Origin of the sequence: Escherichia sp. E4930 (genome assembly GCF_005845405.1) — a bacterium.
GTDB lineage: Bacteria > Pseudomonadota > Gammaproteobacteria > Enterobacterales > Enterobacteriaceae > Escherichia.
Genome location: NZ_VCDZ01000001.1, coordinates 51,316 through 74,429 on the forward strand (window position 1 = coordinate 51,316; position 23,114 = coordinate 74,429).

The 23,114-nt window shown below is 48.3% G+C and carries 21 protein-coding genes; 13 read left to right on the plus strand and 8 right to left on the minus strand.

The features are described from left to right. Window positions 1–176: 176 nt before the first annotated feature. Both FFT88_RS00290 and yeaG read right to left on the minus strand, forming a co-directional pair. The gene (locus FFT88_RS00290; protein WP_064529212.1) at window positions 177–1,460 is read right to left on the minus strand and encodes a YeaH/YhbH family protein; all 1,284 of its coding nucleotides are present in this window, start codon (window positions 1,458–1,460) and stop codon (window positions 177–179) included. Between the two features lie 111 nt (window positions 1,461–1,571). Next, a complete protein-coding gene (gene yeaG / locus FFT88_RS00295; RefSeq protein ID WP_064529211.1) occupies window positions 1,572–3,506 on the minus strand; it encodes a protein kinase YeaG in 1,935 nt (644 codons plus the stop codon). A gap of 435 nt (window positions 3,507–3,941) precedes the next feature. On the opposite strand from yeaG, the gene mipA reads away from it, so the two are divergent. Both mipA and FFT88_RS00305 read left to right on the plus strand, forming a co-directional pair. After that, window positions 3,942–4,688 (plus strand): scaffolding protein MipA, encoded by a 747-nt coding sequence (gene mipA / locus FFT88_RS00300; RefSeq protein WP_130223469.1) that lies wholly within the window; start codon window positions 3,942–3,944, stop codon window positions 4,686–4,688. 88 nt (window positions 4,689–4,776) lie between these two features. Beyond that, window positions 4,777–5,631, plus strand: coding sequence for an aldo/keto reductase (locus tag FFT88_RS00305; RefSeq protein WP_135405798.1), 855 nt, complete (start codon window positions 4,777–4,779; stop codon window positions 5,629–5,631). Window positions 5,632–5,679: 48 nt separating this feature from the next. Here FFT88_RS00305 and FFT88_RS00310 read toward each other — a convergent pair whose 3' ends face one another. Both FFT88_RS00310 and gapA read right to left on the minus strand, forming a co-directional pair. Beyond that, entirely contained in the window at window positions 5,680–6,564 is an 885-nt protein-coding gene (locus FFT88_RS00310) for a D-hexose-6-phosphate mutarotase (protein WP_130223465.1), read from the minus strand. An 83-nt stretch (window positions 6,565–6,647) separates the two neighbouring features. Beyond that, window positions 6,648–7,643 (minus strand): glyceraldehyde-3-phosphate dehydrogenase, encoded by a 996-nt coding sequence (gapA, locus tag FFT88_RS00315; protein ID WP_000153502.1) that lies wholly within the window; start codon window positions 7,641–7,643, stop codon window positions 6,648–6,650. Window positions 7,644–7,984: 341 nt separating this feature from the next. On the opposite strand from gapA, the gene msrB reads away from it, so the two are divergent. The 10 genes from msrB to FFT88_RS00365 all read left to right on the plus strand — a co-directional run bounded on the left by msrB (window position 7,985) and on the right by FFT88_RS00365 (window position 17,784). Further along, entirely contained in the window at window positions 7,985–8,398 is a 414-nt protein-coding gene (msrB, locus tag FFT88_RS00320; RefSeq protein WP_130218799.1) for a peptide-methionine (R)-S-oxide reductase MsrB, read from the plus strand. 41 nt (window positions 8,399–8,439) lie between these two features. Further along, on the plus strand, window positions 8,440–8,712 hold the full coding sequence (locus FFT88_RS00325) for a YeaC family protein (RefSeq protein ID WP_135405799.1): 273 nt from the start codon (window positions 8,440–8,442) through the stop codon (window positions 8,710–8,712). A 359-nt stretch (window positions 8,713–9,071) separates the two neighbouring features. Beyond that, window positions 9,072–10,148, plus strand: coding sequence for a zinc-binding dehydrogenase (locus tag FFT88_RS00330; RefSeq protein ID WP_135405800.1), 1,077 nt, complete (start codon window positions 9,072–9,074; stop codon window positions 10,146–10,148). 26 nt (window positions 10,149–10,174) lie between these two features. Continuing rightward, entirely contained in the window at window positions 10,175–11,554 is a 1,380-nt protein-coding gene (locus tag FFT88_RS00335) for an MFS transporter (protein ID WP_135405801.1), read from the plus strand. Window positions 11,555–11,569: 15 nt separating this feature from the next. Continuing rightward, window positions 11,570–12,613: an NAD(P)-dependent alcohol dehydrogenase gene (locus tag FFT88_RS00340; RefSeq protein WP_135405802.1), complete on the plus strand. Its 1,044-nt coding sequence runs from the start codon at window positions 11,570–11,572 to the stop codon at window positions 12,611–12,613. A gap of 20 nt (window positions 12,614–12,633) precedes the next feature. Continuing rightward, window positions 12,634–13,470, plus strand: coding sequence for a ketose-bisphosphate aldolase (locus FFT88_RS00345; protein WP_130223455.1), 837 nt, complete (start codon window positions 12,634–12,636; stop codon window positions 13,468–13,470). A 4-nt stretch (window positions 13,471–13,474) separates the two neighbouring features. Next, window positions 13,475–14,422: a sugar kinase gene (locus tag FFT88_RS00350; protein ID WP_135405803.1), complete on the plus strand. Its 948-nt coding sequence runs from the start codon at window positions 13,475–13,477 to the stop codon at window positions 14,420–14,422. A gap of 9 nt (window positions 14,423–14,431) precedes the next feature. Beyond that, window positions 14,432–15,412 (plus strand): NADH-dependent methylglyoxal reductase, encoded by a 981-nt coding sequence (gene ydjG, locus FFT88_RS00355; RefSeq protein ID WP_130223451.1) that lies wholly within the window; start codon window positions 14,432–14,434, stop codon window positions 15,410–15,412. A gap of 135 nt (window positions 15,413–15,547) precedes the next feature. Continuing rightward, window positions 15,548–16,306, plus strand: coding sequence for a DeoR/GlpR family DNA-binding transcription regulator (locus tag FFT88_RS00360; RefSeq protein ID WP_130218813.1), 759 nt, complete (start codon window positions 15,548–15,550; stop codon window positions 16,304–16,306). A 119-nt stretch (window positions 16,307–16,425) separates the two neighbouring features. Beyond that, window positions 16,426–17,784 (plus strand): MFS transporter, encoded by a 1,359-nt coding sequence (locus tag FFT88_RS00365; protein WP_135405804.1) that lies wholly within the window; start codon window positions 16,426–16,428, stop codon window positions 17,782–17,784. Between the two features lie 101 nt (window positions 17,785–17,885). Here the strand turns inward: FFT88_RS00365 and pncA are convergent, their stop codons facing one another. The 4 genes from pncA to sppA form a co-directional block, all read right to left on the minus strand. Continuing rightward, window positions 17,886–18,527 (minus strand): bifunctional nicotinamidase/pyrazinamidase, encoded by a 642-nt coding sequence (gene pncA, locus FFT88_RS00370; protein WP_130218817.1) that lies wholly within the window; start codon window positions 18,525–18,527, stop codon window positions 17,886–17,888. 10 nt (window positions 18,528–18,537) lie between these two features. Continuing rightward, window positions 18,538–19,554, minus strand: a complete 1,017-nt coding sequence (ansA, locus tag FFT88_RS00375) for an asparaginase (protein WP_135405805.1) — start codon at window positions 19,552–19,554, stop codon at window positions 18,538–18,540. A gap of 131 nt (window positions 19,555–19,685) precedes the next feature. Next, window positions 19,686–20,396, minus strand: coding sequence for an SIMPL domain-containing protein (locus FFT88_RS00380; protein WP_130208358.1), 711 nt, complete (start codon window positions 20,394–20,396; stop codon window positions 19,686–19,688). A gap of 115 nt (window positions 20,397–20,511) precedes the next feature. Continuing rightward, window positions 20,512–22,368 carry a signal peptide peptidase SppA gene (gene sppA, locus FFT88_RS00385; RefSeq protein WP_135405806.1) on the minus strand — a complete coding sequence of 619 codons (1,857 nt, stop codon included), beginning with the start codon at window positions 22,366–22,368 and terminating at the stop codon, window positions 20,512–20,514. A 161-nt stretch (window positions 22,369–22,529) separates the two neighbouring features. On the opposite strand from sppA, the gene FFT88_RS00390 reads away from it, so the two are divergent. Next, a complete protein-coding gene (locus FFT88_RS00390) occupies window positions 22,530–23,081 on the plus strand; it encodes an NAD(P)H nitroreductase (RefSeq protein WP_130218825.1) in 552 nt (183 codons plus the stop codon). Window positions 23,082–23,114: the final 33 nt, after the last annotated feature.

A 23,114-nucleotide genomic window follows, 5' to 3' on the forward strand; every position in this document is an offset into this window, starting at 1 on the left:
CCCCGGGAAAATACGTGTTAATCAAATCATTTTTCCGAATGATTGTTTTCTGGAACTAAATTGTGTAAAGGTCGCGCTGTTATATTTAAAGCAATTGTAAGCTAACGTATATAATAAATTAAATAATTTACAGTAAGCTAAAAATCAGCCAGGTAATAATGACCTGGCTGATGGTACTAGTCTTTAGCAGTTGCGTTTTGCTTATGAAACAGTTCACGGAATACCGGATAAATATCATCCTGATCGCGGATATGCTGCATCGCAAAGTTTTCGAAAGTAGATTGCAGATGCTCATATTCTCGCCACAATGTCTGATGAGCGCGACGGGTAATTTCGATATAGCTGTAATAACGAACAACTGGCAGTAATTTCTTCGCCAGAATCTCATGGCACAGCGGAGAATCATCAGCCCAGTTATCGCCGTCCGATGCTTGTGCAGCATAGATATTCCACTGCGCCGGGTTATAACGCTCTTTTACCACATCATCCATCAGTTTCAGCGCGCTGGAAACAATGGTGCCGCCCGTTTCCTGTGAGTAGAAAAACTCATGCTCATCAACTTCTTTTGCCTGGGTATGATGGCGAATGTAAACGACTTCCACGTTCTTGTATGTTCTGCTCAGGAACAGATACAGAAGTATATAAAAACGTTTGGCCATATCTTTGGTGGATTGATCCATCGAGCCAGAAACGTCCATCAGGCAGAACATTACTGCCTGGCTGGAGGGATCGGGCCGTTTCTCGTAATTTTTGTAGCGTAAATCGAAAGTGTCGATGAAAGGAACACGTTCAATTTTAGCTCGCAGTTCGGCAATTTCTTTGCGCAAGCGTTCCTCTTCCAGCAGTTGCGCAGGTTCAGTATTGCTGATTATCGCTAAATCTTCTTCCAGCGCGTGCAGTTCCCGCCGCTTGCCCGCGGTCATCGCGGTACGTCGCGCCAGTGAATTTTGCAATGAACGCACCACACTAATGTTGGCCGGAACGCCATTTGCGGTATAACCCGCGCGATGTGTTTTAAATTCGGTCAACTGGCGTTGCTGGTTTTGTTTCAGATTTGGTAAGGCCAAATCTTCAAACAGCAGATCGAGATACTCATCTTTCGAAATCTGAAAGACGAATTCATCCTGACCTTCACCGTCCTGGCTGGCCTGGCCCTGACCGCTACCAGAACCACCGCCGCCGCCTTGAGGCCGCTCAATACGGTCGTTCTGTACGAAATGGTCGTTGCCCGGATGAACGCGATGGCGCAAGCCGCCACGCCCCTGATGAAACATTGGTTCGCTGATATCTTCCGTTGGAATGGAAACGGACTCGCCGCTGTCGACATCGGTCACCGAACGCTTATTAATGGCCTCGGAGATCGACTGTTTAATTTGCGCTTTATAACGGCGTAAAAAACGCTGGCGATTCACCATGCTTTTATTTTTGCCGTTCAGACGCCGGTCAATAAACCAGGTCATATGCCCCCCGTACTGCATTTGCCAACTGTATGCTACGCCTGTGTTGCCGCCTGTCTGGCCCACGGTTCGCTGTCGTTTTAGGCCCGGCGCATGCGCACCGGGCCGTTGTTGTTAAGACGATTTACGTACGCGCAAATACCATTCGCACAGTAAACGTACCTGTTTACGGGTGTAGCCTTTTTCCATCATACGGTCGACAAAATCGTCGTGTTTCTTCTGCTCGTCGGTTGAGGTTTTGGCGTTAAACGAAATGACCGGCAACAACTCTTCGGTATTGGAGAACATTTTCTTCTCAATGACCGTGCGCAGTTTTTCGTAACTGGTCCAGTTCGGATTGCGTCCGCTGTTATTCGCTCTGGCACGCAGTACAAAGTTGACGATCTCGTTACGGAAATCTTTCGGATTGCTAATCCCCGCCGGTTTTTCTATTTTCTCCAGCTCGGCGTTCAGCGACTCGCGATCAAACAATTGACCAGTATCCGGGTCGCGATACTCCTGATCCTGAATCCAGAAATCCGCATAAGTGACATAACGGTCGAAAATGTTCTGCCCATATTCAGAATAGGATTCAAGGTAGGCCGTCTGGATCTCTTTGCCGATAAACTCGGCATATTTCGGGATCAGATAACCTTTCAGGAACTCCAGATAGCGTTCGGCCTGCTCTTGCGGGAACTGCTCGCGTTCAATCTGCTGTTCAAGAACGTAGAACAGATGAACCGGGTTAGCCGCAACTTCCACGTGATCGAAGTTGAACACGCGGGAGAGGATCTTAAACGCGAAACGCGTAGACAGACCGTTCATCCCTTCATCGACGCCCGCGTAATCACGATATTCCTGATATGACTTGGCTTTCGGGTCGGTATCTTTCAGGCTTTCGCCATCATAAACGCGCATCTTCGAATAAATGCTGGAGTTTTCTGGCTCTTTCAGGCGCGAAAGAATAGAAAAACGTGACAATGTTTCCAGCGTGCCTGGCGCGCATGGCGCGTGAGTCAATTCACTATGATTAAGTAATTTCTCGTAGATTTTGATCTCTTCGGAAATACGCAAGCAATACGGCACCTTCACGATATAGACACGGTCGAGGAAGGCTTCGTTGTTTTTATTATTACGGAAAGTCACCCATTCAGATTCGTTCGAGTGGGCGAGAATAATCCCGTTGAACGGCAGGGCGGAGATACCTTCCGTCCCGTTGTAGTTACCTTCCTGAGTGGCGGTTAACAGGGGATGCAGCACTTTAATCGGTGCTTTGAACATCTCAACAAATTCCATGATCCCCTGGTTGGCGCGGCACAGCGCCCCGGAATAGCCGTAGGCATCCGGATCGTTCTGGGCGTGGTGTTCGAGTTTACGAATATCCACTTTCCCCACCAGCGCGGAAATATCCTGGTTGTTCTCATCGCCCGGTTCCGTTTTGGCAATGGCAATCTGTTGCAAAATAGATGGCCACACTTTGACCACGCGAAATTTAGTGATGTCGCCACCAAATTCATGCAGGCGTTTTGCCGCCCACGGCGACATAATGGTGCCAAGGTAGCGGCGTGGAATGCCGTACTCTTTTTCAAGGATCTGCGCATCTTCCTGTGGATTGAACAGGCAGAACGGATGATCGTTAACCGGGCTTCGCTCACCGTTGGCGCTCAATACATAAATAGGCACGCGTTGCATTAATGATTTCAGTCGTTCAGCAAGTGACGACTTACCCCCACCCACAGGCCCCAGCAGATACAGGATTTGTTTCTTCTCTTCCAGCCCCTGAGCCGCGTGTTTCAGATAAGAGACAATCTGTTCAATCGCGTCTTCCATGCCGTAAAACTCTTCAAATGCCGGATAACGTGCGATGACCCGGTTAGAAAAGAGTCGAGAAAGTCTGGGCTCCTGGGCTGTATCGACCATGACAGGCTCACCAATAGCCATCAATAGCCGCTCTGCCGCGTTGGCATAAGCACTGCGATCTTGCCGACAAATGGTAAGAAACTCCTGCAGTGTGAACTCTTCGTCCTTGGCAGCTTCATATCGCTGGCGATAGTGATCGAATATATTCATGGTATGCCGTCCTTTCGTTTTTTAGCACAGGTTAAGAGCCGTTCATATGAATAGTAGAGGCTCCCGGAAGAGGTAAACTGAACGACGTCTCTTGCTAAAACACAGCAACTCTCATGCCATCCTGCCGACCATGAGAACAACGTGCCCGGTGATACACCTTCAAAATTAAGCGTAGATGGCAATTGAGAAACTTGCCTGCACGGCTTTCTGAATTTCAATGGCATATCAACAACTCATCCATAAAAATTGCATAACTAATGTAAAGAATAATGCCGCCATTAATGCAGAATTCATTCAGCTGTAAGCACTGCGTCATCTGCGTCAGGAAAATTAAACAGTTACCTTTGGAAATGAAAACGTAAAAAGTTTGGGTTTCGTTGTATTGACGGGTAAACTTTGTCGCCCGCTAAACATTTGTTTAAGGAATGATTAATTGTGACCAAACTCAAACTTCTGGCACTTGGAGTGCTTATCGCAACGTCTGCAGGCGTAGCACACGCTGAAGGTAATTTTTCCCTGGGCGCAGGCGTAGGTGTCGTTGAACACCCTTATAAAGATTACGATACCGATGTTTACCCAGTACCGGTAATCAACTACGAAGGCGATAACTTCTGGTTCCGTGGCTTAGGTGGTGGTTACTACCTGTGGAATGATGCAACGGATAAACTCTCAATTACCGCTTACTGGTCGCCGCTCTACTTCAAAGCCAAAGACAGTGGCGATCACCAAATGCGTCACCTGGATGACCGTAAGAGCACCATGATGGCAGGTCTGTCTTACGCTCACTTTACCCAGTATGGTTACCTGCGTACCACCCTGGCTGGCGATACCCTGGATAACAGCAACGGCATTGTCTGGGATATGGCCTGGTTGTATCGTTACACCAATGGCGGCCTGACTGTGACCCCGGGTATCGGTGTGCAGTGGAACAGCGAAAACCAGAACGAATACTATTATGGCGTATCGCGTAAAGAGTCCGCTCGCAGCGGTCTGCGTGGCTATAACCCGAATGACAGCTGGAGCCCGTATCTGGAGCTGAGTGCCAGCTACAACTTCCTCGGCGACTGGAACGTTTATGGCTCCGCGCGCTATACCCGCCTGTCTGACGAAGTTACTGACAGCCCGATGGTGGATAAATCCTGGACTGGCCTGATTTCTACCGGGATCACCTACAAATTCTGATAATGCATCTTTCCAGGGCATTTTGTGCATAAAAACAGGGCGTAATGCCCTGTTTTGCATTACGGTGGTGCAAAACTGGGAGGAAGCGATGCAACAGAAAACGATTCAATTTAGTGGCGATGTCTCACTGCCAGCCATAGGGCAGGGAACATGGTATATGGGCGAAGAGGTCAGCCAGCGTAAAATCGAAGTTGATGCACTGCGTGCGGGCATTGATCTTGGTTTAACTCTCATTGATACCGCCGAAATGTATGCCGATGGCGGTGCCGAAAAGGTGGTTGGTGAAGCATTATCCGGCCTGCGTGATAAGGTTTTCCTCGTCTCCAAAGTCTATCCGTGGAATGCCGGCGGGCAAAAAGCCATTAACGCTTGCGAAGCCAGTTTACGTCGTCTCAATACCGATTATCTCGATCTCTACTTATTGCACTGGTCTGGCAGCTTCGCTTTTGAAGAGACTGTTGCGGCAATGGAAAAACTGATCGCCCAGGGCAAAATTCGTCGCTGGGGCGTTTCTAATCTTGATTATGCCGACATGCAGGAACTCTGGCAGGTGCCAGGGGGAAATCAGTGCGCTACCAATCAGGTGCTTTATCATCTCGGTTCGCGCGGTATTGAATATGATCTGCTACCCTGGTGTCAGCAACAACATATGCCAGTGATGGCATACAGTCCGTTGGCGCAGGCCGGGCGCTTACGTAATGGCTTGCTAAAAAACGCAGTGGTCAACGAAATAGCTCATGCTCACAATGCCACTGCCGCGCAAGTTTTGCTGGCGTGGGTGATCAGCCATCAGGGCGTGATGGCGATTCCGAAAGCGGCAACTGTCGCACATGTCCAACAAAATGCGGCAGTGTTGGAATTGACGCTTTCAGGGGAAGAACTGGCGATGCTGGAAAAAGCGTACCCGGCACCAAAAGGAAAAACTGCACTGGATATGGTGTGATTTGCTGCAAGGCCGGATGCATGCATCCGGCACAGCGACTAACGCAAATTAACGTTTGGCAACGCGAATGGATTGCGCCAGATGTGAAGGTTTCTCTTTGGTGACTTTTTGAGTTTCTGAGGCGTAAGCTGTTTCTACACAAACAAAGGTCTTGTAGCCATCATCCGGCATATCGCCCATGCTGACTGAAAGCGCCGGTCCTGGGTTCCAGCCAACGACGTTCAGATGATGCTGGTGGCCTACGGTGACAATACGATTCAACGCCTCGTCATTAATCACACTGCAATCCTGCGCATTCAGATACACGCGATCGGTACGGTCAGGGAAGGTCTGAATACCGTCGGTCAGTACATCTTCTTTCGCGTCATTTACTTTATCAATGAAGCGATCGCCCAGTCCGCTGACGCTTACCTTAGCAATATCACCCACGTTAAAGTAGGTATGTAGGGCAGAGGTGGTTTCAAATTCGCCATGTGATTCAAGATCGATTTCACAGGTTTTACCCACGCGGAAATGCGCTAACAGCGTAAAGTCGTGCGGCCAGAATTTTTTCGTCTCTTCGCTTTGTGTCAATTCGAAAGTCAGCGCCACGCCATCGGCATCTTCACGATGTGATTTCAGCGTCCACGGCAGGTTACGGGCAAAACCGTGCGCAGGCAGACCTTGTTGTGCAGCCGGACCAAACCACGGCCAGCAAACCGGTACGCCACCGCGAATGGCGACACCATTTTTAAACGGGGTATTGTTGCTCAACCACAGAACTTCTTCCTCACCCGCAGGTTTCCACGAGAGAAGATGAGCGCCCTGTAATGCAAAAGAGGCTTTTACCTGGGGATGATCGACCACAATAAGGTCCAGTTCATCCAGTTTACGACGGGAGAGGACAGGGGTAATTTGTTCGATGACCGGAAGGGCAAAAATTTTCTTAATCATGACGCAGTCCTTTAACTTCATTTCATCAGGTAAAAAAAAGAGCGACCGAAGTCGCTCTTTATAGATCACAGTATCATCTCAACTTATTTGGAGATGTGAGCGATCAGGTCCAGAACTTTGTTGGAGTAACCGGTTTCGTTGTCGTACCAGGATACCAGTTTCACGAAGTTGTCGTTCAGAGCGATACCAGCTTTAGCATCGAACACGGAAGTGCAAACTTCGCCGTTGAAATCGGTAGATACTACGTCATCTTCGGTGTAGCCCAGAACGCCTTTCATTTCGCCTTCAGCAGCAGCTTTAACGGCAGCTTTGATCTGCTCGTAAGTTGCAGCTTTTTCCAGACGAACGGTCAGGTCAACTACGGATACGTTCGGAGTCGGAACGCGGAACGCCATACCAGTCAGTTTGCCATTCAGTTCTGGCAGTACTTTACCTACAGCTTTAGCAGCACCGGTAGAGGACGGGATGATGTTCTGAGAAGCGCCACGGCCGCCGCGCCAGTCTTTGTGAGACGGGCCGTCAACGGTTTTCTGAGTAGCGGTGGTAGCGTGAACGGTGGTCATCAGACCTTCGATGATACCGAAGTTATCGTTGATAACTTTAGCCAGCGGAGCCAGGCAGTTGGTGGTGCAGGAAGCGTTGGAAACGATGTCCTGGCCAGCATATTTGTCGAAGTTAGCGCCTTTAACGAACATCGGAGTGTTGTCTTTAGACGGACCAGTCATAACCACTTTTTTCGCACCAGCGGTGATGTGTTTACGAGCAGTTTCGTCAGTCAGGAACAGACCAGTTGCTTCAGCGACAACGTCAACACCAACTTCGTCCCATTTCAGGTTAGCCGGATCACGTTCAGCGGTAACACGGATTTTTTTACCGTTAACGATCAGATGACCGTCTTTCACTTCAACGGTACCGTCGAAACGGCCGTGAGTGGAGTCATATTTCAGCATGTATGCCATGTAATCAGCGTCTAACAGGTCGTTGATTGCAACGATCTCGATGTCAGAACGTTTCTGAGCAGCACGGAAAACAATGCGACCGATACGGCCAAAACCGTTGATACCTACTTTGATAGTCATATATTCCACCAGCTATTTGTTAGTGAATAAAAGGTTGCCTGTAAAATTACAAAAACCTTACGCAGCGTCAAGCGGAATCGTGTCAATCATTGCGACAAATCAATCCTCTGCCTAAGCATTACGCGACTGACTTGCCTCACTCTTCCTTTGTGCCTGAAACCACATGAGGGCGGCGCCGGGAATTTTAAAGGGCAATTATGATAAAAATGTGATTTTCATCACGATTCAGGCGCTACCATTTCGCTGAGATCAAGTTTAGGACAAATTTTTGCCAGTTGGTGTTAATGTTTTGTTAGAATTGGTCGCGTAATGTGAGCGTGATTAAAGTGAGATGTGAGCAAATGGCTAACAAACCTTCGGCAGACGAACTGAAAAACAAATTGTCCGAGATGCAGTTTTACGTGACACAGAATCACGGGACGGAGCCGCCATTTACTGGCCGTTTACTGCACAATAAGCGTGACGGCGTTTACCACTGTTTGATCTGCGATGCCCCTCTGTTTCACTCCCAGTCTAAATATGATTCAGGTTGTGGCTGGCCGAGCTTCTACGAACCGGTGAGTGAAGATTCAATTCGTTATATCAAAGACTTGTCACATGGAATGCAACGCATCGAGATTCGTTGCGGTAACTGTGATGCCCATCTTGGACATGTCTTTCCTGATGGGCCGCAGCCCACAGGCGAACGTTATTGTGTTAACTCAGCCTCTTTACGTTTCACTGATGGTGAAAATGGCGAAGAAATCAACGGTTGAAAAAACGATTCAGCAACTTATTCCACAGGAGCGGAAAAATCATGAATCTTGATGAAATGATCAACAGCATGACGCCTGAGGTTTACCAGCGTTTATCGACCGCTGTTGAACTGGGGAAATGGCCAGATGGCGTTGTGCTGACCGAACAACAAAAAGAGAACTGCCTGCAACTGGTTATGCTGTGGCAAGCCCGAAACAATACCGACGCGCAGCATATGACCATCGACACCAATGGTCAGATGGTGATGAAGAGCAAGCAGCAGCTGAAAGAAGATTTTGGTATTACGGCGAAGCCAATTGCTATGTTTAAGTGATGGAGTTATCCCCTTTACAGGTAATTAATAAAGGGGATTGCCTGAAATTAATTGTCCAACCCTTCGTTGATTTCGTTTGTAGCTTTAAACCTTTCCGGAGCTTCTCGTCTGTATTAACTCCCTGAATTTTTCATCCCTGAATCCTTTCTTTCGTTAAGAGGGATCACTGCCGAATTTCCCTCTTTTGCGTACCGCCTTCCATCAATCTGTAACCCGTTCTCAGGTTTTCTGCGTATTTGTGATCTAAGTTGTAAATCGCAGATCATTATCTGTGTTTTAAAGATTTAATGTTGACCTCAAAAATTATGTGGGTAAGTATGACGGTCATCTAAGCAAAACAAAACACAGAGGATGACGCAATGAAAGCACTGGCTCGGTTTGGCAAGGCCTTTGGCGGCTACAAGATGATTGATGTCCCACGGCCCGTTTGTGGCCCGGAAGATGTGGTGATTGAAATTAAAGCCGCAGCTATCTGTGGTGCAGACATGAAACACTACAACGTTGATAGCGGTTCAGATGAGTTTAACTCGATTCGTGGCCATGAATTTGCAGGCCGAATTGCGCAGGTTGGCGAAAAAGTCAAAGACTGGAAAGTGGGGCAGCGCGTCGTCTCTGATAACAGTGGTCATGTTTGCGGCGTTTGTCCTGCCTGTGAACAAGGTGATTTTCTGTGTTGTACAGAAAAAATGAATCTTGGTCTGGATAACAATACCTGGGGCGGTGGCTTTTCCAAATATTGTCTGGTTCCTGGCGAAATCCTCAAAATTCATCGCCATGCGCTGTGGGAAATCCCTGATGGTGTTGATTATGAGGACGCAGCCGTACTTGACCCTATCTGTAATGCCTACAAATCCATCGCGCAGCAATCGAAATTCCTTCCTGGTCAGGATGTGGTCGTCATCGGCACTGGCCCGCTCGGGCTGTTCTCTGTACAAATGGCGCGGATTATGGGGGCGGTAAATATCGTCGTCGTTGGTCTGCAAGAAGATGTGGCGGTCCGCTTCCCGGTTGCAAAAGAACTGGGGGCGACGGCAGTAGTAAATGGTTCTACCGAAGATGTGGTGGCGCGCTGCCAGCAAATTTGTGGCAAAGACAATCTCGGACTGGTGATTGAATGCTCCGGTGCCAATATCGCACTGAAACAAGCCATCGAAATGCTGCGCCCGAATGGGGAAGTGGTACGCGTTGGAATGGGCTTCAAACCTCTTGATTTCTCGATTAATGACATTACCGCATGGAACAAAAGCATCATTGGGCATATGGCCTATGACTCCACCTCCTGGCGTAACGCTATCCGGCTATTAGCCAGCGGCGCTATCAACGTCAAACCGATGATCACGCATCGTATCGGCCTTTCGCAATGGCGCGAAGGGTTTGATGCGATGGTCGATAAAACCGCAATCAAAGTGATTATGACTTACGACTTTGATGAATAACTACTCTCCTGAAGGAACGTTATCGCATGGAACAGATAACAAAACCGCATTGCGGCGCCCGGCTGGATCGTTTACCGGATTGTCGCTGGCATTCATCAATGTTTGCCGTCGTCGCTTTTGGCTTGCTTGTCTGCTGGAGTAATGCCGTAGGAGGCTTGATTCTCGCGCAGTTAAAAGCGTTGGGCTGGACAGATAACTCCACCACCGCCACCTTCTCGGCAATTACGACCGCCGGAATGTTTCTGGGTGCGCTGGTGGGCGGCATTATCGGAGATAAAACCGGACGCAGAAACGCGTTCATCCTCTATGAGGCCATTCATATTGTCTCTATGGTTATTGGCGCTTTCTCGCCGAATATGGATTTCTTGATTGCCTGCCGCTTTGTGATGGGGGTCGGGCTGGGGGCATTACTGGTTACTCTGTTTGCCGGCTTCACCGAATATATGCCCGGTAGAAATCGTGGAACGTGGTCCAGTCGGGTTTCATTTATTGGCAACTGGTCATATCCGCTCTGTTCATTGATTGCGATGGGACTTACACCGCTAATTAGTGCCGAGTGGAACTGGCGAGTACAACTGCTCATTCCCGCAATATTGTCGCTTATCGCTACCGCGCTGGCCTGGCGTTACTTTCCTGAATCCCCGCGCTGGCTGGAATCGCGCGGACGGTATCAGGAAGCAGAACAAGTCATGCGGAACATTGAAGAAGGGGTCATTCGCCAGACGGGTAAACCCTTACCGCCAGTGGTTATTGCTGATGACGGTAAAGTGCCACAAGTGGTGCCTTATTCTGCCTTACTGACGGGAGTATTACTGAGACGGGTTATTTTAGGCTCTTGTGTACTTATTGCCATGAACGTTGTGCAGTACACGTTAATTAACTGGTTACCAACAATTTTCATGACCCAGGGAATTAATTTAAAAGACTCCATTGTCTTAAATACTATGAGTATGTTTGGCGCGCCGTTTGGCATTTTTATTGCCATGCTGGTGATGGATAAAATTCCGCGCAAAACAATGGGTGTTGGGCTGTTAATTCTGATTGCGGTGCTCGGATATATCTATTCACTGCAAACCAGTATGTTGCTCATAACGTTGATTGGTTTCTTCCTGATTACTTTCGTCTATATGTACGTTTGCTATGCCTCGGCAGTGTATGTACCTGAAATCTGGCCGACAGAAGCCAAATTGCGTGGCTCGGGCCTGGCGAATGCAGTAGGGCGGATCAGTGGTATTGCCGCACCTTATGCCGTCGCAGTGTTACTAAGCAGCTATGGTGTTACTGGGGTATTTATCCTGCTTGGCGCTGTTTCAATTATTGTTGCAATTGCTATCGCCACCATTGGAATTGAAACCAAAGGTGTCTCGGTTGAAAGTCTAAGTATTGAAGCTGTGACTAATAAATAATTTTTAGGGGGAGAAATGAAAAATTCAAAAGCAATATTACAAGTACCTGGCACCATGAAAATTATTGCTGCAGATATACCCGTACCCAAAGAAGATGAAGTGCTGATTAAAGTGGAATATGTCGGTATTTGCGGTTCAGATGTACATGGTTTTGAATCAGGGCCGTTTATTCCACCTAAAGACCCAAATCAGGAAATTGGCCTGGGCCATGAATGTGCGGGGACGATTGTGGCTGTGGGAAGCCGCGTGCGTAAATTTAAACCAGGGGATCGGGTAAATATCGAACCTGGCGTTCCTTGTGGCCACTGCCGTTACTGCCTGGAAGGCAAATACAACATTTGCCCGGATGTCGATTTTATGGCGACGCAACCGAACTACCGTGGTGCATTAACGCACTATCTGTGTCATCCGGAGAGCTTTACTTACAAACTGCCCGACAACATGGACACGATGGAAGGGGCGCTGGTGGAGCCTGCGGCGGTCGGGATGCACGCCGCCATGCTGGCAGATGTTAAACCTGGCAAAAAGATTGTCATTCTGGGCGCGGGATGTATTGGTTTAATGACTTTGCAAGCGTGCAAGTGCCTCGGGGCAACGGAAATTGCCGTGGTCGATGTGCTGGAAAAACGTCTGGCAATGGCGGAACAGCTTGGCGCGGCAATGGTCATCAATGGCGCTAAACAAGACACTATTGCGTGCTGTCAGCAATTTACCGAAGACATGGGTGCAGATATTGTTTTTGAAACAGCGGGTTCTGCGGTAACGGTAAAACAAGCTCCCTATCTGGTGATGCGCGGTGGAAAAATTATGATTGTCGGCACAGTACCCGGCGATTCGGCCATCAACTTTCTCAAAATCAATCGGGAAGTCACCATCCAGACGGTTTTCCGCTATGCCAACCGTTATCCGGTCACGATTGAAGCTATTTCATCAGGGCGATTCGATGTGAAATCGATGGTAACGCATATTTACGATTACCAGGATGTACAACAGGCATTTGAAGAGTCGGTTAACAATAAACGCGACATTATTAAAGGCGTTATTAAACTTAGCGATTAATTACTACGGGAGAACGGAATATGCTAGCAGATATCAGATTTTGGGAAAACGATGCCACCAATAAACATTATGCTATTGCCCATTTTAATGTATGGAATGCTGAAATGTTAATGGGTGTTATCGACGCAGCAGAAGAAGCAAAATCACCGGTTATTATTTCTTTTGGTACGGGATTTGTCGGAAATACCTCATTCGAAGATTTCTCGCATATGATGGTATCGATGGCACAAAAAGCAACGGTACCGGTAATTACCCACTGGGATCATGGGCGGAGTATGGAAATTATCCATAACGCCTGGACTCATGGAATGAACTCCTTAATGCGCGATGCATCCGCGTTTGATTTCGAAGAAAATATTCGTTTAACCAAAGAGGCTGTTGATTTCTTCCATCCGCTGGGTATTCCGGTAGAGGCGGAATTAGGGCATGTCGGTAATGAAACCGTTTATGAGGAAGCGCTGGCGGGCTATCACTATACCGATCCTGACCAGGCCGCAGAATTTGTTGAACGCACGGGCTGTGACTCATTGGCTGTCGCCATTGGCAACCAGCATGGGGTTTATACGTCAGAGCCGCAATTGAACTTTGAGGTCGTCAAACGCGTGCGCGATGCCGTTTCTGTTCCGCTGGTTTTACATGGCGCATCGGGGATCAGTGATGCTGACATTAAAACTGCAATTTCGTTGGGTATCGCGAAAATCAACATTCATACGGAACTGTGTCAGGCCGCAATGGTGGCAGTGAAAGAAAACCAGGATCAGCCTTTCCTGCATTTAGAGCGTGAAGTGCGTAAAGCCGTAAAAGAACGGGCATTGGAAAAAATTAAACTGTTTGGTTCTGATGGCAAAGCGGAATGATGATATGGATAATCTCGATGTTATTTGTATAGGTGCCGCTATTGTTGATATTCCATTACAACCGGTCAGTAAAAATATCTTTGATGTAGATTCTTATCCTCTTGAAAGAATCGCAATGACCACTGGGGGCGATGCAATAAATGAAGCAACAATTATTTCTCGTCTGGGGCATCGTACCGCATTAATGAGCCGCATTGGTAAAGATGCCGCAGGGCAATTTATTCTCGACCATTGTCGCAAAGAGAATATTGATATTCAAAGCCTGAAACAGGATGTCAGCATAGATACCTCTATTAACGTTGGACTGGTGACGGAGGATGGCGAGCGGACGTTTGTCACGAACCGTAACGGCAGTCTGTGGAAATTGAATATTGACGATGTTGATTTTGTGCGGTTTCCTCAGGCGAAATTATTATCACTGGCCAGTATTTTCAACAGTCCTCTATTGGATGGTAAAGCGCTAACAGAAATTTTTACGCAAGCGAAAGCCCGGCAGATGATCATTTGTGCCGATATGATCAAACCGCGGTTGAATGAAACGCTGGATGATATTTGCGAAGCATTGAGTTATGTCGATTATCTGTTTCCAAATTTTGCCGAGGCAAAATTACTCACAGGGAAAGATACGTTGGATGAAATTGCTGACTGCTTTCTTGAGTGCGGTGTAAAAACGGTAGTAATTAAGACGGGTAAGAACGGCTGTTACATCAAGCGTGGTGAAATGACGATGACGGTACCCGCAGTAGCGGGAATTACGGCCATCGACACCATTGGCGCGGGCGATAACTTTGCTTCAGGTTTTATTGCGGCACTGCTGGAAGGTAAAGAACTGCGTGAATGCGCGCGCTTTGCCAATGCAACGGCAGCTATATCGGTACTGAGTGTTGGTGCCACCACCGGTGTGAAAAACAGAAAGCTGGTCGAACAATTGCTGGAAGAATATGAAGGGTAATGAAGGCAAATGAAAATGATACCTTTAGGCACAACGGATATAACGCTTTCTCGGATGGGGTTGGGGACATGGGCCATTGGCGGTGGCCCTGCATGGAATGGCGATCTCGATCGGCAAATTTGTATTGATACAATTATTGAAGCTCATCGTTGCGGTATTAACCTGATTGATACTGCGCCAGGATATAACTTTGGGAATAGTGAAGTTATTGTCGGGCAGGCGTTAAAACAATTGCCTCGCGAACAAATTGTCGTCGAAACGAAATGCGGTATTGTCTGGGAACGAGAAGGCAGTTTATTCAACAAAGTCGGCGATCGTCAGTTGTACAAAAACCTCTCTCCTGAATCTATCCGCGAAGAAGTCGATGCCAGCTTGCAACGTCTCGGCATTGACTACATCGATATTTACATGACGCACTGGCAGTCGGTGCCGCCTTGTTTTACGCCGATTGCAGAAACCGTAGCAGTACTTAATGAACTGAAGGCTGAGGGGAAGATTCGTTCGATAGGCGCTGCTAATGTCGAAGCTGACCATATACGCGAATATCTGCGATATGGTGAGCTGGATATTATTCAGGCGAAATATAGCATCCTCGATCGGGCAATGGAAAACGAACTGCTGCCGCTATGTCAGGATAACGGCATTGTGGTTCAGGTCTATTCACCGTTAGAGCAGGGACTGCTGACAGGTACCATCACTCGCGATTATATTCCGGGCGGAGCACGGGCAAATAAAGTTTGGTTCCAGCGTGAAAATATGCTCAAAGTGATTGATATGCTTGAACAGTGGCGGCCACTTTGTGCGCGTTATCAGTGCACAATTCCTACTCTGGCGCTGGCGTGGATATTAAAACAGAGTGATTTAATCTCCATTCTTAGTGGAGCAACCGCGCCGGAACAGGTACGCGAAAACGTGGCGGCACTGAATATCAACTTATCGGATGCTGATGCAATATTGATGAGGGGAATGGCAGAGGCCCTGGGGCGTTAACTACTCCACACGATCCACCTCTGTTTCTTTGAAAACTGTGATGAAAATCTGTGATTCAAACAGGTTATTTTGAAAGTAAACATCGCTTATGCGATAATCGCGCTAATGTGATGTAAAAGAGACAGGGGTGTAATCGTGGCGGCAAAAGACAGGATTCAGGCAATTAAACAGATGGTTGCCAACGATAAAAAAGTAACGGTTTCGAATTTGAGCTCGATTTTTCAGGTAACCGAAGAAACCATTCGCCGCGATCTTGAGAAGCTGGAAGATGAAGGTTTTTTGACCAGAACTTATGGTGGCGCTGTTTTAAATACAGCGATGCTGACGGAAAATATTCATTTTTATAAGCGCGCTTCGTCGTTTTATGAAGAGAAGCAGCTTATTGCTCGCAAAGCATTACCCTTTATCGACAATAAAACGACGATGGCAGCCGATTCCAGTAGTACCGTTATGGAATTGCTCAAATTGTTACAGGACCGTAGTGACCTGACGTTGCTGACAAACTCGGCGGAAGCCATTCATGTTCTGGCTCAGTCAGAAATTAAAGTTGTTTCAACCGGTGGGGAACTAAACAAAAATACACTTTCTCTGCAAGGGCGAATTACTAAAGAGATCATCAGTCGTTATCACGTCGATATTATGGTGATGAGTTGTAAAGGTCTTGATATTAACAGTGGCGCGCTGGATTCGAACGAAGCTGAAGCTGAAATCAAAAAGACAATGATCCGCCAGGCGGCAGAAGTCGCGTTATTAGTCGATCACTCCAAGTTTGATCGCAAAGCTTTTGTCCAGTTAGCTGACTTTAGTCATATTAATTACATAATAACTGATAAATCACCGGGTGCAGAATGGGAAGAATTTTGCAAAGACAATAATATCCAGCTGGTGTGGTAGCTTAAACACACGTTGTCAATGTTATTTGTTCCAGCGCCTGTGAAATAAAATGATGATAAAAATGCGGCAAGTAAATTTGCCGCAATTGCTACCTTTTTTAGCAAAATTCGAGGCACCAAATGGAACAATATGATCAAATTGGCGCAAGACTGGACCGCTTGCCTTTGGCCCGGTTTCATTATCGTATATTTGGCATTATAAGTTTTAGTCTGTTATTAACGGGGTTTTTAAGTTATTCAGGCAATGTTGTTTTAGCAAAGCTGGTAAGCAATGGATGGTCAAATAATTTCCTCAATGCTGCTTTTACGTCGGCATTGATGTTTGGTTATTTCATCGGTTCGCTTGCCGGTGGATTCATTGGTGATTACTGTGGACGGCGCCGGGCATTCCGCATAAACCTTCTGATTGTCGGTATTGCGGCGACAGGCGCTTCTTTCGTCCCTGATATGTACTGGCTCATCTTCTTTCGCTTCCTTATGGGGACAGGTATGGGGGCGCTGATTATGGTTGGCTATGCTTCATTTACTGAGTTTATTCCCGCACTGGTTCGTGGAAAATGGTCCGCGCGACTCTCATTTGTCGGCAACTGGTCGCCCATGTTGTCTGCGGCGATTGGCGTTGTCGTTATCGCTTTCTTCAGTTGGCGCATAATGTTTCTGCTGGGCGGTGTTGGGATATTATTAGCATGGTTACTTTCTGGTAAATATTTTATTGAGTCGCCTCGTTGGCTGGCGGGTATTGGACAATTAACGGGAGCAGAAAGGCAACTTCGTGAAGTAGAGCAGCAAATCGAAAAAGAGAAGGGTATTCATCTACCACCACTTGCTTTGAGGCAAAGCGAAAGTCGGAGTCATGAAATCAGTGGTACTTTTTGGTTGCTATTTAAAGGCGAGATGTTGCGGCGCACGTTAGTCGCGATTACGGTTTTAATTGCAATGAATATTTCGCTTTATACTATCACCGTATGGATACCGACCATATTTGTTAACTCTGGTATTGATGTTGATAAATCGATATTAATGACCGCTGTTATTATGATTGGTGCTCCGGTGGGAATATTCATTGCTGCGTTAGTTATTGATCACTTTCCTCGCCGATTATTTGGCTCGTCTTTGCTTATAATTATTGCTGTGTTGGGATATATATATTCGATACAAACTACAGAATGGGCTATTTTAGGCTATGGCCTGGTGATGATCTTCTTTCTTTATATGTATGTTTGTTTCGCGTCGGCGGTGTATATCCCGGAACTTTGGCCAACCCATTTACGCCTGCGCGGCTCGGGATTTGTTAATGCAGTAGGACGAATCGTCGCGGTCTTCACTCCTTATGGCGTCGCGGCGTTATTAACGCATTATGGTTCGATAACGGTCTTTATGGTGCTTGGTGTCATGTTGGTGTTATGTGCGCTGGTCCTCTCCATTTTTGGCATCGAAACGCGGAAGGTGTCGCTGGAACGAATTTCTGGTGTGAATTGAATCTTCGCTGATTGTGTCAATTGCCAGATGCAACGCTGGCGTGTTTATCTGGCCTACGATGTAATTAAGGAATTGTAGGCCAGAGATGGATCTGACTAATTTTATCCCTGCGTCTCTTCCCAGTCTGCCAGCGTGTACAATGTTGCTCCGGCAACTGACATCTCCATAAACGCGTGCGCACTGTCCTGCGGCTGGATATTCACGCCACGACAGCCATCGGTAATCACGTTCACCTTATAACCTAACTGTAATGCGTCCAGGACGGTAAACTTCACGCAATAGTCCGTAGCCAGCCCCATAACGATCAATTCATTGATTTCATGGTCGCGCAACCAACCATCGAGCTCGGTTTTCTGCCGCCGCCCGTTATCAAAAAAGGCACTGTAACTGTCGACTAAAGAATTTTCGCCTTTGTGAAACACGGCATCAATCGACTTTTGCGCCAGCAGAGGATGCAACGCTGCACCTTCGCTGTGTTGCACACAGTGATCGGGCCAGAAGGTTTGCGGTAGGCCATCAAGCTGACCCTGTGTATAAGGCTCTACACCTTGCTGGCTGGCGAAGCTGCCGTGATTGGCCGGATGCCAGTCCTGACTAGCGACGACCGCTTCACCGCGCGCTTTGCACCAGCTTATCAGGGCATTAGCAACATCAACCGTGCTATCGCCTTCGGCAACAGCCAGCGCACCGCCAGCGCAGAAATCATTTTGTAAATCGACCAGTAACAGAGCGCGTTGGGGCATTACAGTCTCCTTAATCATCCGGCGTCAGTTCGCCGCGTAGGTTTTGGCTCATGGCCTTGCGAATGGTTTCGGTATCCAGTCCCTGGCTGAGCAGGTAGTGCAGTTTGGTTAGCGTGGCTTCTACGGTCATATCTGCACCGCCAATAACACCGGCATGGGCGAGGGCGTTACCGGTGGCATAACCGCCCATATTCACTTTACCGGACATGCATTGTGTCAGGTTAACCACCACAATTCCGCGATCGCTGGCTTCTTGTAATTCTTGCAGGAATGCTTTGTTTTGCGGCGCATTACCCACGCCATAAGAGCGCAGAATCAACGCCTTAACCGGTTGACGCAGGAAGTTACGTACGACGTCAGCAGAAATCCCTGGATAAATCGTCACTACGCCGATCGGCTGTGGTGTAATCGGATGAACGATCAGCTCACCAGTGCCGTGTGGGGCGGGCGGTGTATTTAAACGGCGAATATGAATACCCGCTTCCAGTAACGGTGGAAGGTTTGGTGACGCGAAGGCATCAAAACCATCGGCATGGGCTTTGGTGGTGCGGTTGCCGCGATACAGGCGATTATTAAAAAAGAGTGTGACTTCGTTGATGGGATAGTTCGCCGCAACGTACAACGCATTCAGCAAATTGATTTGTCCGTCAGAGCGTAACTCGGCTAATGGGATTTGTGACCCTGTCACAATAACCGGTTTTCCGAGGTTCTCCAGCATGAACGACAGCGCAGAGGCGGTATACGCCATCGTGTCGGTGCCGTGCAGAATGACAAAACCATCGTACTCGTCATAGTGCGCTTTAATATCTTCAGCAATATGCTGCCAGTCCTCTGGCGTCATATCAGAAGAATCCATCAGCGGCGTGTATTCATGAATGGTGAAATCCGGCATCTCCGGGCGATGGAACTCTGGCATCAGCGCCAGCTGGCGTTGTAGATGGCCCGACACCGGAATATATCCCTGCTCGGAACGCTGCATCCCGATGGTCCCGCCCGTGTAGGCAACGTAAATTGTTTTCTTTTGCATGATATTGATATGAATGATACCGAAAGAGCAAAAGTATATACGTGAGGGGCAGCGAGCGCACCTGGATACTCTGTGGATATGAGAAAAGTCCGGCGGAACAGAGGGATTAGCGTTCCGCCGGAGAAAAATGGTTAATCCTGCAACGCATAGGTTACGGTCGTGACTACGCGCACCGTTTTGTTAATCGCCGAGGGATCATCTTCGTCACTGCCACTGGCGAAGATCTGGAATACGCCTTGTGACGCATCGCTAATGGACCCCACCTGACTACCTGAATCCGTCGCAAACTGTAATGCTGCGTTGCGTGCGTCTTTCGTTGCGGCAGCAATCATCTCCGCGCGAACTGCGCCAATACCATTAAAGCGATAGGCGATTTTGCTATCAGCGATCGCGCCATCTGTGGCGATTTGCAGGTCGTTTAGTTTCGCGACGACTTTTTCGACAGCAGCAACGTTATGCGTTTTTATCGTAACAGACCCGTCAGCGTTATAGCGTGGCATCGTCGGATCATCTTTGAGGTAAAAGGCATCCGTTCGCTTACTTGTCCATTGACCCACGTTGATCTCTTTGTCGTTAATCCCCTGAGCGTGGAATTCGGCAACAATCTTTTTCTGCGCATCTTCAAGTTTCGGGAACAGCTCGCCAGGAACATTACCCTTAAAGTTGATAGCAATTGTTAATTCAGCCGTATCTGCGCGAACTTCTTTTTCTGAAAGCCCCCGCACGTTCACATAACGGTTGTTGGTTTTTAGATGTTTAACACCATCGCCAACAAAATAACCACAGGCGCTGATCCCCAGTCCGAGGACAATAGCGGCAATTAAAGAGGGTGCCTTATTCACTGATGACTCCATGACAGATGCTAAATGAGCAAGGGAATGTAGTGGAGAGAGGGAGTGAAAGACAGTCCGGTTCAGGAGTGTGGCCGACAACATATCGGCCACATATTTGCAGGAATTAACGCACGTTGGCGCAGGTCAGGCAAAACGCGTAACGGTTTTGCGGATCGTTAAAGGCCGCCAGCTTGTCGCTTTCGCTTTTAACGGTTGAAGCGACCGAGGCCAGCGGCGCAGGCAGCATGGCCTGGAGTGTATCTGGCAGCATCGCCCGTACTGAACCTGACATGTTGTCCATCACCTTGTCGAAGAAGGTCGGTTCATCGACGTAATATTCCAGATGCCATTGTTTCAGTTTTGCCAGTTCAGCCGCTTTGGCAACTGCATCATCGAAATCACCGAGACTATCGACCAGCCCATTCGCTTTTGCATCCTGACCGGTCCAGACATGGCCCTGGGCGATTTTATCAATCTGCTCTGGCGTCGAATTACGCGAATCAGCAACCAGCGTGATAAAGCGTTTATAGCCGTTCTCAATGCTCAATTGCATCATCTGCTGCACTTCTGGCGGCAGTGATTTAGTGATGGAAACATCTGCCAATGGTGATGTAGACACGCCATCGGTATGTACACCAATCGAATCCAGGCTGTTTTCTACAGTGGTGATCACTCCGAAGATCCCGATAGAACCGGTCAGGGTGCTCGGGTTAGCCACAATATAATTGGCCGGCGTGGAGATCCAGTAACCACCGGATGCCGCCATACCGCCCATTGACACAACAACCGGTTTGCCAGCGGCTCTGGCGGCTGCCAGTTCAGAGCGAATCACTTCAGAAGCCGTTACGCTACCGCCAGGGCTGTTTACGCGCAGAACGATCGCTTTCACTTTCGGATCAAGGCGAGCGTCACGGATTTGTGCCGCAGTCGTATCGCCGCCAACATTCCCCTGAGTTTCTTCGCCATCCATAATCGCGCCATTAGCGAAGACGACACCGATGCTGTCGCCGGTATCTGCCGGAGTTTTCAGTGCGTAATCGTAATAACTGATGGCGCGATAATTTTTATCAGCCTTGCTCCAGCCAAACTCTTTGGTCAGGGCTTTTTCAATTTCGGCATTCGTTGCCAGCGCGTCGACCAGTTTGTTGTCCAGCGCGTACTTCGCAGTATCGCCACCCGTTTTGGTTAAGCCAGCAAGTAGCCCTTGCGCCCCAGGGAATACCTGCTGGGCAGAGATCTGGCGGTTAGCGGCAACGGTGTTGAGATAGTTTTGCCACAGTTCGCCAATCCAACGGCTATCGGCTTCGCGAGCCGCCGGGGACATATCATCACGAATAAACGGTTCAACGGCAGATTTATACGTACCCACGCGGAACACATGGGTGGAAACTTTCAGCTTATCCAGCAACGATTTGTAGTACAGACCGTTGGTGGCAAAACCGTGCAGATCAACCGCGCCTTGCGGGGACAGCCAAATTTTGTTGGCGAAACTTGCGAGATAATATTGCCCCTGGCTGTAGTTCTCGCCAATGGCATAAACCGGTTTACCGCTGTCACGAAACTCTTTCAGGGCTTTGCCGATGTACTGCATAGACGGTTGGTCGCCGCCCGCAAAATCTTTCAAATCCATCACGATACCGGTGATATTCCGGTCATCTTTAGCCTGGCGAATCGTGTTCACGATATCAAACAGTGAATTTTCCTGCAGACGATCGGAACTGGCGCCAAGCAGCTGGCGGCTTAACTTACTAAACCGCTGCGAACTGTCGGGCTTATCGACGATCACGCCTGAAATATCGAGCAGTAATGCGCCACGACCGGCGGTTTCTTTGGTATCGCTACTACTGACCTGCATCCAGATCCCCACGCCAACCAGCACGAGGAAAATAAAGAACAGGTTAAGTACCATTTCACGGACAAAATTGAGCAGACGCCACGTCCATTTAAAAAATCCGGCAATAAATCGCCAAAGGGTTCGCATGTATTCTCCCAGACTAAAGGTCACACCTGTTGCAGGTGCAATAGATGTGGTTATCGTAATGACCCAACCGGCACTTGTCAGCAGGAATCGCGGACTGTGCTGTAACAAAATCCACTCTCGTGTTAATTTTGTGAATAAATATCATGACAGGAGTTAATCAAATGGATGCACTCGAACTATTGATCAACCGCCGCAGCGCCTCACGTCTGGCTGAACCTGCTCCGACTGGCGAACAACTGCAAAATATCCTGCGTGCCGGAATGCGTGCACCGGACCATAAGTCCATGCAACCGTGGCATTTTTTTGTGATCGAAGGGGAAGGCCGCGAACGTTTCAGTACCGTGCTGCAACAGGGTGCAATTGCTGCGGGTAGTGATGATAAAGCTATCGACAAAGCCCGTAATGCCCCGTTCCGTGCGCCGCTCATCATCACCGTGGTGGCGAAATGCGAAGAAAATCATAAAGTCCCGCGTTGGGAACAGGAGATGTCTGCGGGTTGCGCGGTTATGGCGATGCAAATGGCGGCGGTTGCCCAGGGCTTTGGCGGCATCTGGCGTAGTGGTGGGTTAACCGAAAGTCCGGTGGTGCGCGAGGCGTTCGGTTGTCGGGAGCAGGATAAAATTGTCGGCTTTCTCTATCTCGGCACGCCGCAATTGAAAGCGTCAACGTCGATTAACGTTCCGGATCCGACGCCGTTTGTGACTTATTTTTGATAATTTTCGCAAAACTGTCTGGATTATGAGCAA

What these genes read in the sequence shown, in the direction of transcription:
- gapA (WP_000153502.1), bottom strand. Translation starts at nt 7,643, where the DNA reads ATGACTATCAAAGTAGGTATCAACGGTTTTGGCCGTATCGGTCGCATT.
- FFT88_RS00305 (WP_135405798.1), top strand. Translation starts at nt 4,777, where the DNA reads ATGCAACAGAAAACGATTCAATTTAGTGGCGATGTCTCACTGCCAGCC.
- FFT88_RS00350 (WP_135405803.1), top strand. Translation starts at nt 13,475, where the DNA reads ATGGATAATCTCGATGTTATTTGTATAGGTGCCGCTATTGTTGATATT.
- FFT88_RS00345 (WP_130223455.1), top strand. Translation starts at nt 12,634, where the DNA reads ATGCTAGCAGATATCAGATTTTGGGAAAACGATGCCACCAATAAACAT.
- FFT88_RS00365 (WP_135405804.1), top strand. Translation starts at nt 16,426, where the DNA reads ATGGAACAATATGATCAAATTGGCGCAAGACTGGACCGCTTGCCTTTG.
- sppA (WP_135405806.1), bottom strand. Translation starts at nt 22,368, where the DNA reads ATGCGAACCCTTTGGCGATTTATTGCCGGATTTTTTAAATGGACGTGG.
- FFT88_RS00335 (WP_135405801.1), top strand. Translation starts at nt 10,175, where the DNA reads ATGGAACAGATAACAAAACCGCATTGCGGCGCCCGGCTGGATCGTTTA.
- ansA (WP_135405805.1), bottom strand. Translation starts at nt 19,554, where the DNA reads ATGCAAAAGAAAACAATTTACGTTGCCTACACGGGCGGGACCATCGGG.
- FFT88_RS00325 (WP_135405799.1), top strand. Translation starts at nt 8,440, where the DNA reads ATGAATCTTGATGAAATGATCAACAGCATGACGCCTGAGGTTTACCAG.
- FFT88_RS00290 (WP_064529212.1), bottom strand. Translation starts at nt 1,460, where the DNA reads ATGACCTGGTTTATTGACCGGCGTCTGAACGGCAAAAATAAAAGCATG.
- FFT88_RS00330 (WP_135405800.1), top strand. Translation starts at nt 9,072, where the DNA reads ATGAAAGCACTGGCTCGGTTTGGCAAGGCCTTTGGCGGCTACAAGATG.
- pncA (WP_130218817.1), bottom strand. Translation starts at nt 18,527, where the DNA reads ATGCCCCAACGCGCTCTGTTACTGGTCGATTTACAAAATGATTTCTGC.
- yeaG (WP_064529211.1), bottom strand. Translation starts at nt 3,506, where the DNA reads ATGAATATATTCGATCACTATCGCCAGCGATATGAAGCTGCCAAGGAC.
- FFT88_RS00390 (WP_130218825.1), top strand. Translation starts at nt 22,530, where the DNA reads ATGGATGCACTCGAACTATTGATCAACCGCCGCAGCGCCTCACGTCTG.
- FFT88_RS00310 (WP_130223465.1), bottom strand. Translation starts at nt 6,564, where the DNA reads ATGATTAAGAAAATTTTTGCCCTTCCGGTCATCGAACAAATTACCCCT.
- msrB (WP_130218799.1), top strand. Translation starts at nt 7,985, where the DNA reads ATGGCTAACAAACCTTCGGCAGACGAACTGAAAAACAAATTGTCCGAG.
- ydjG (WP_130223451.1), top strand. Translation starts at nt 14,432, where the DNA reads ATGAAAATGATACCTTTAGGCACAACGGATATAACGCTTTCTCGGATG.
- FFT88_RS00340 (WP_135405802.1), top strand. Translation starts at nt 11,570, where the DNA reads ATGAAAAATTCAAAAGCAATATTACAAGTACCTGGCACCATGAAAATT.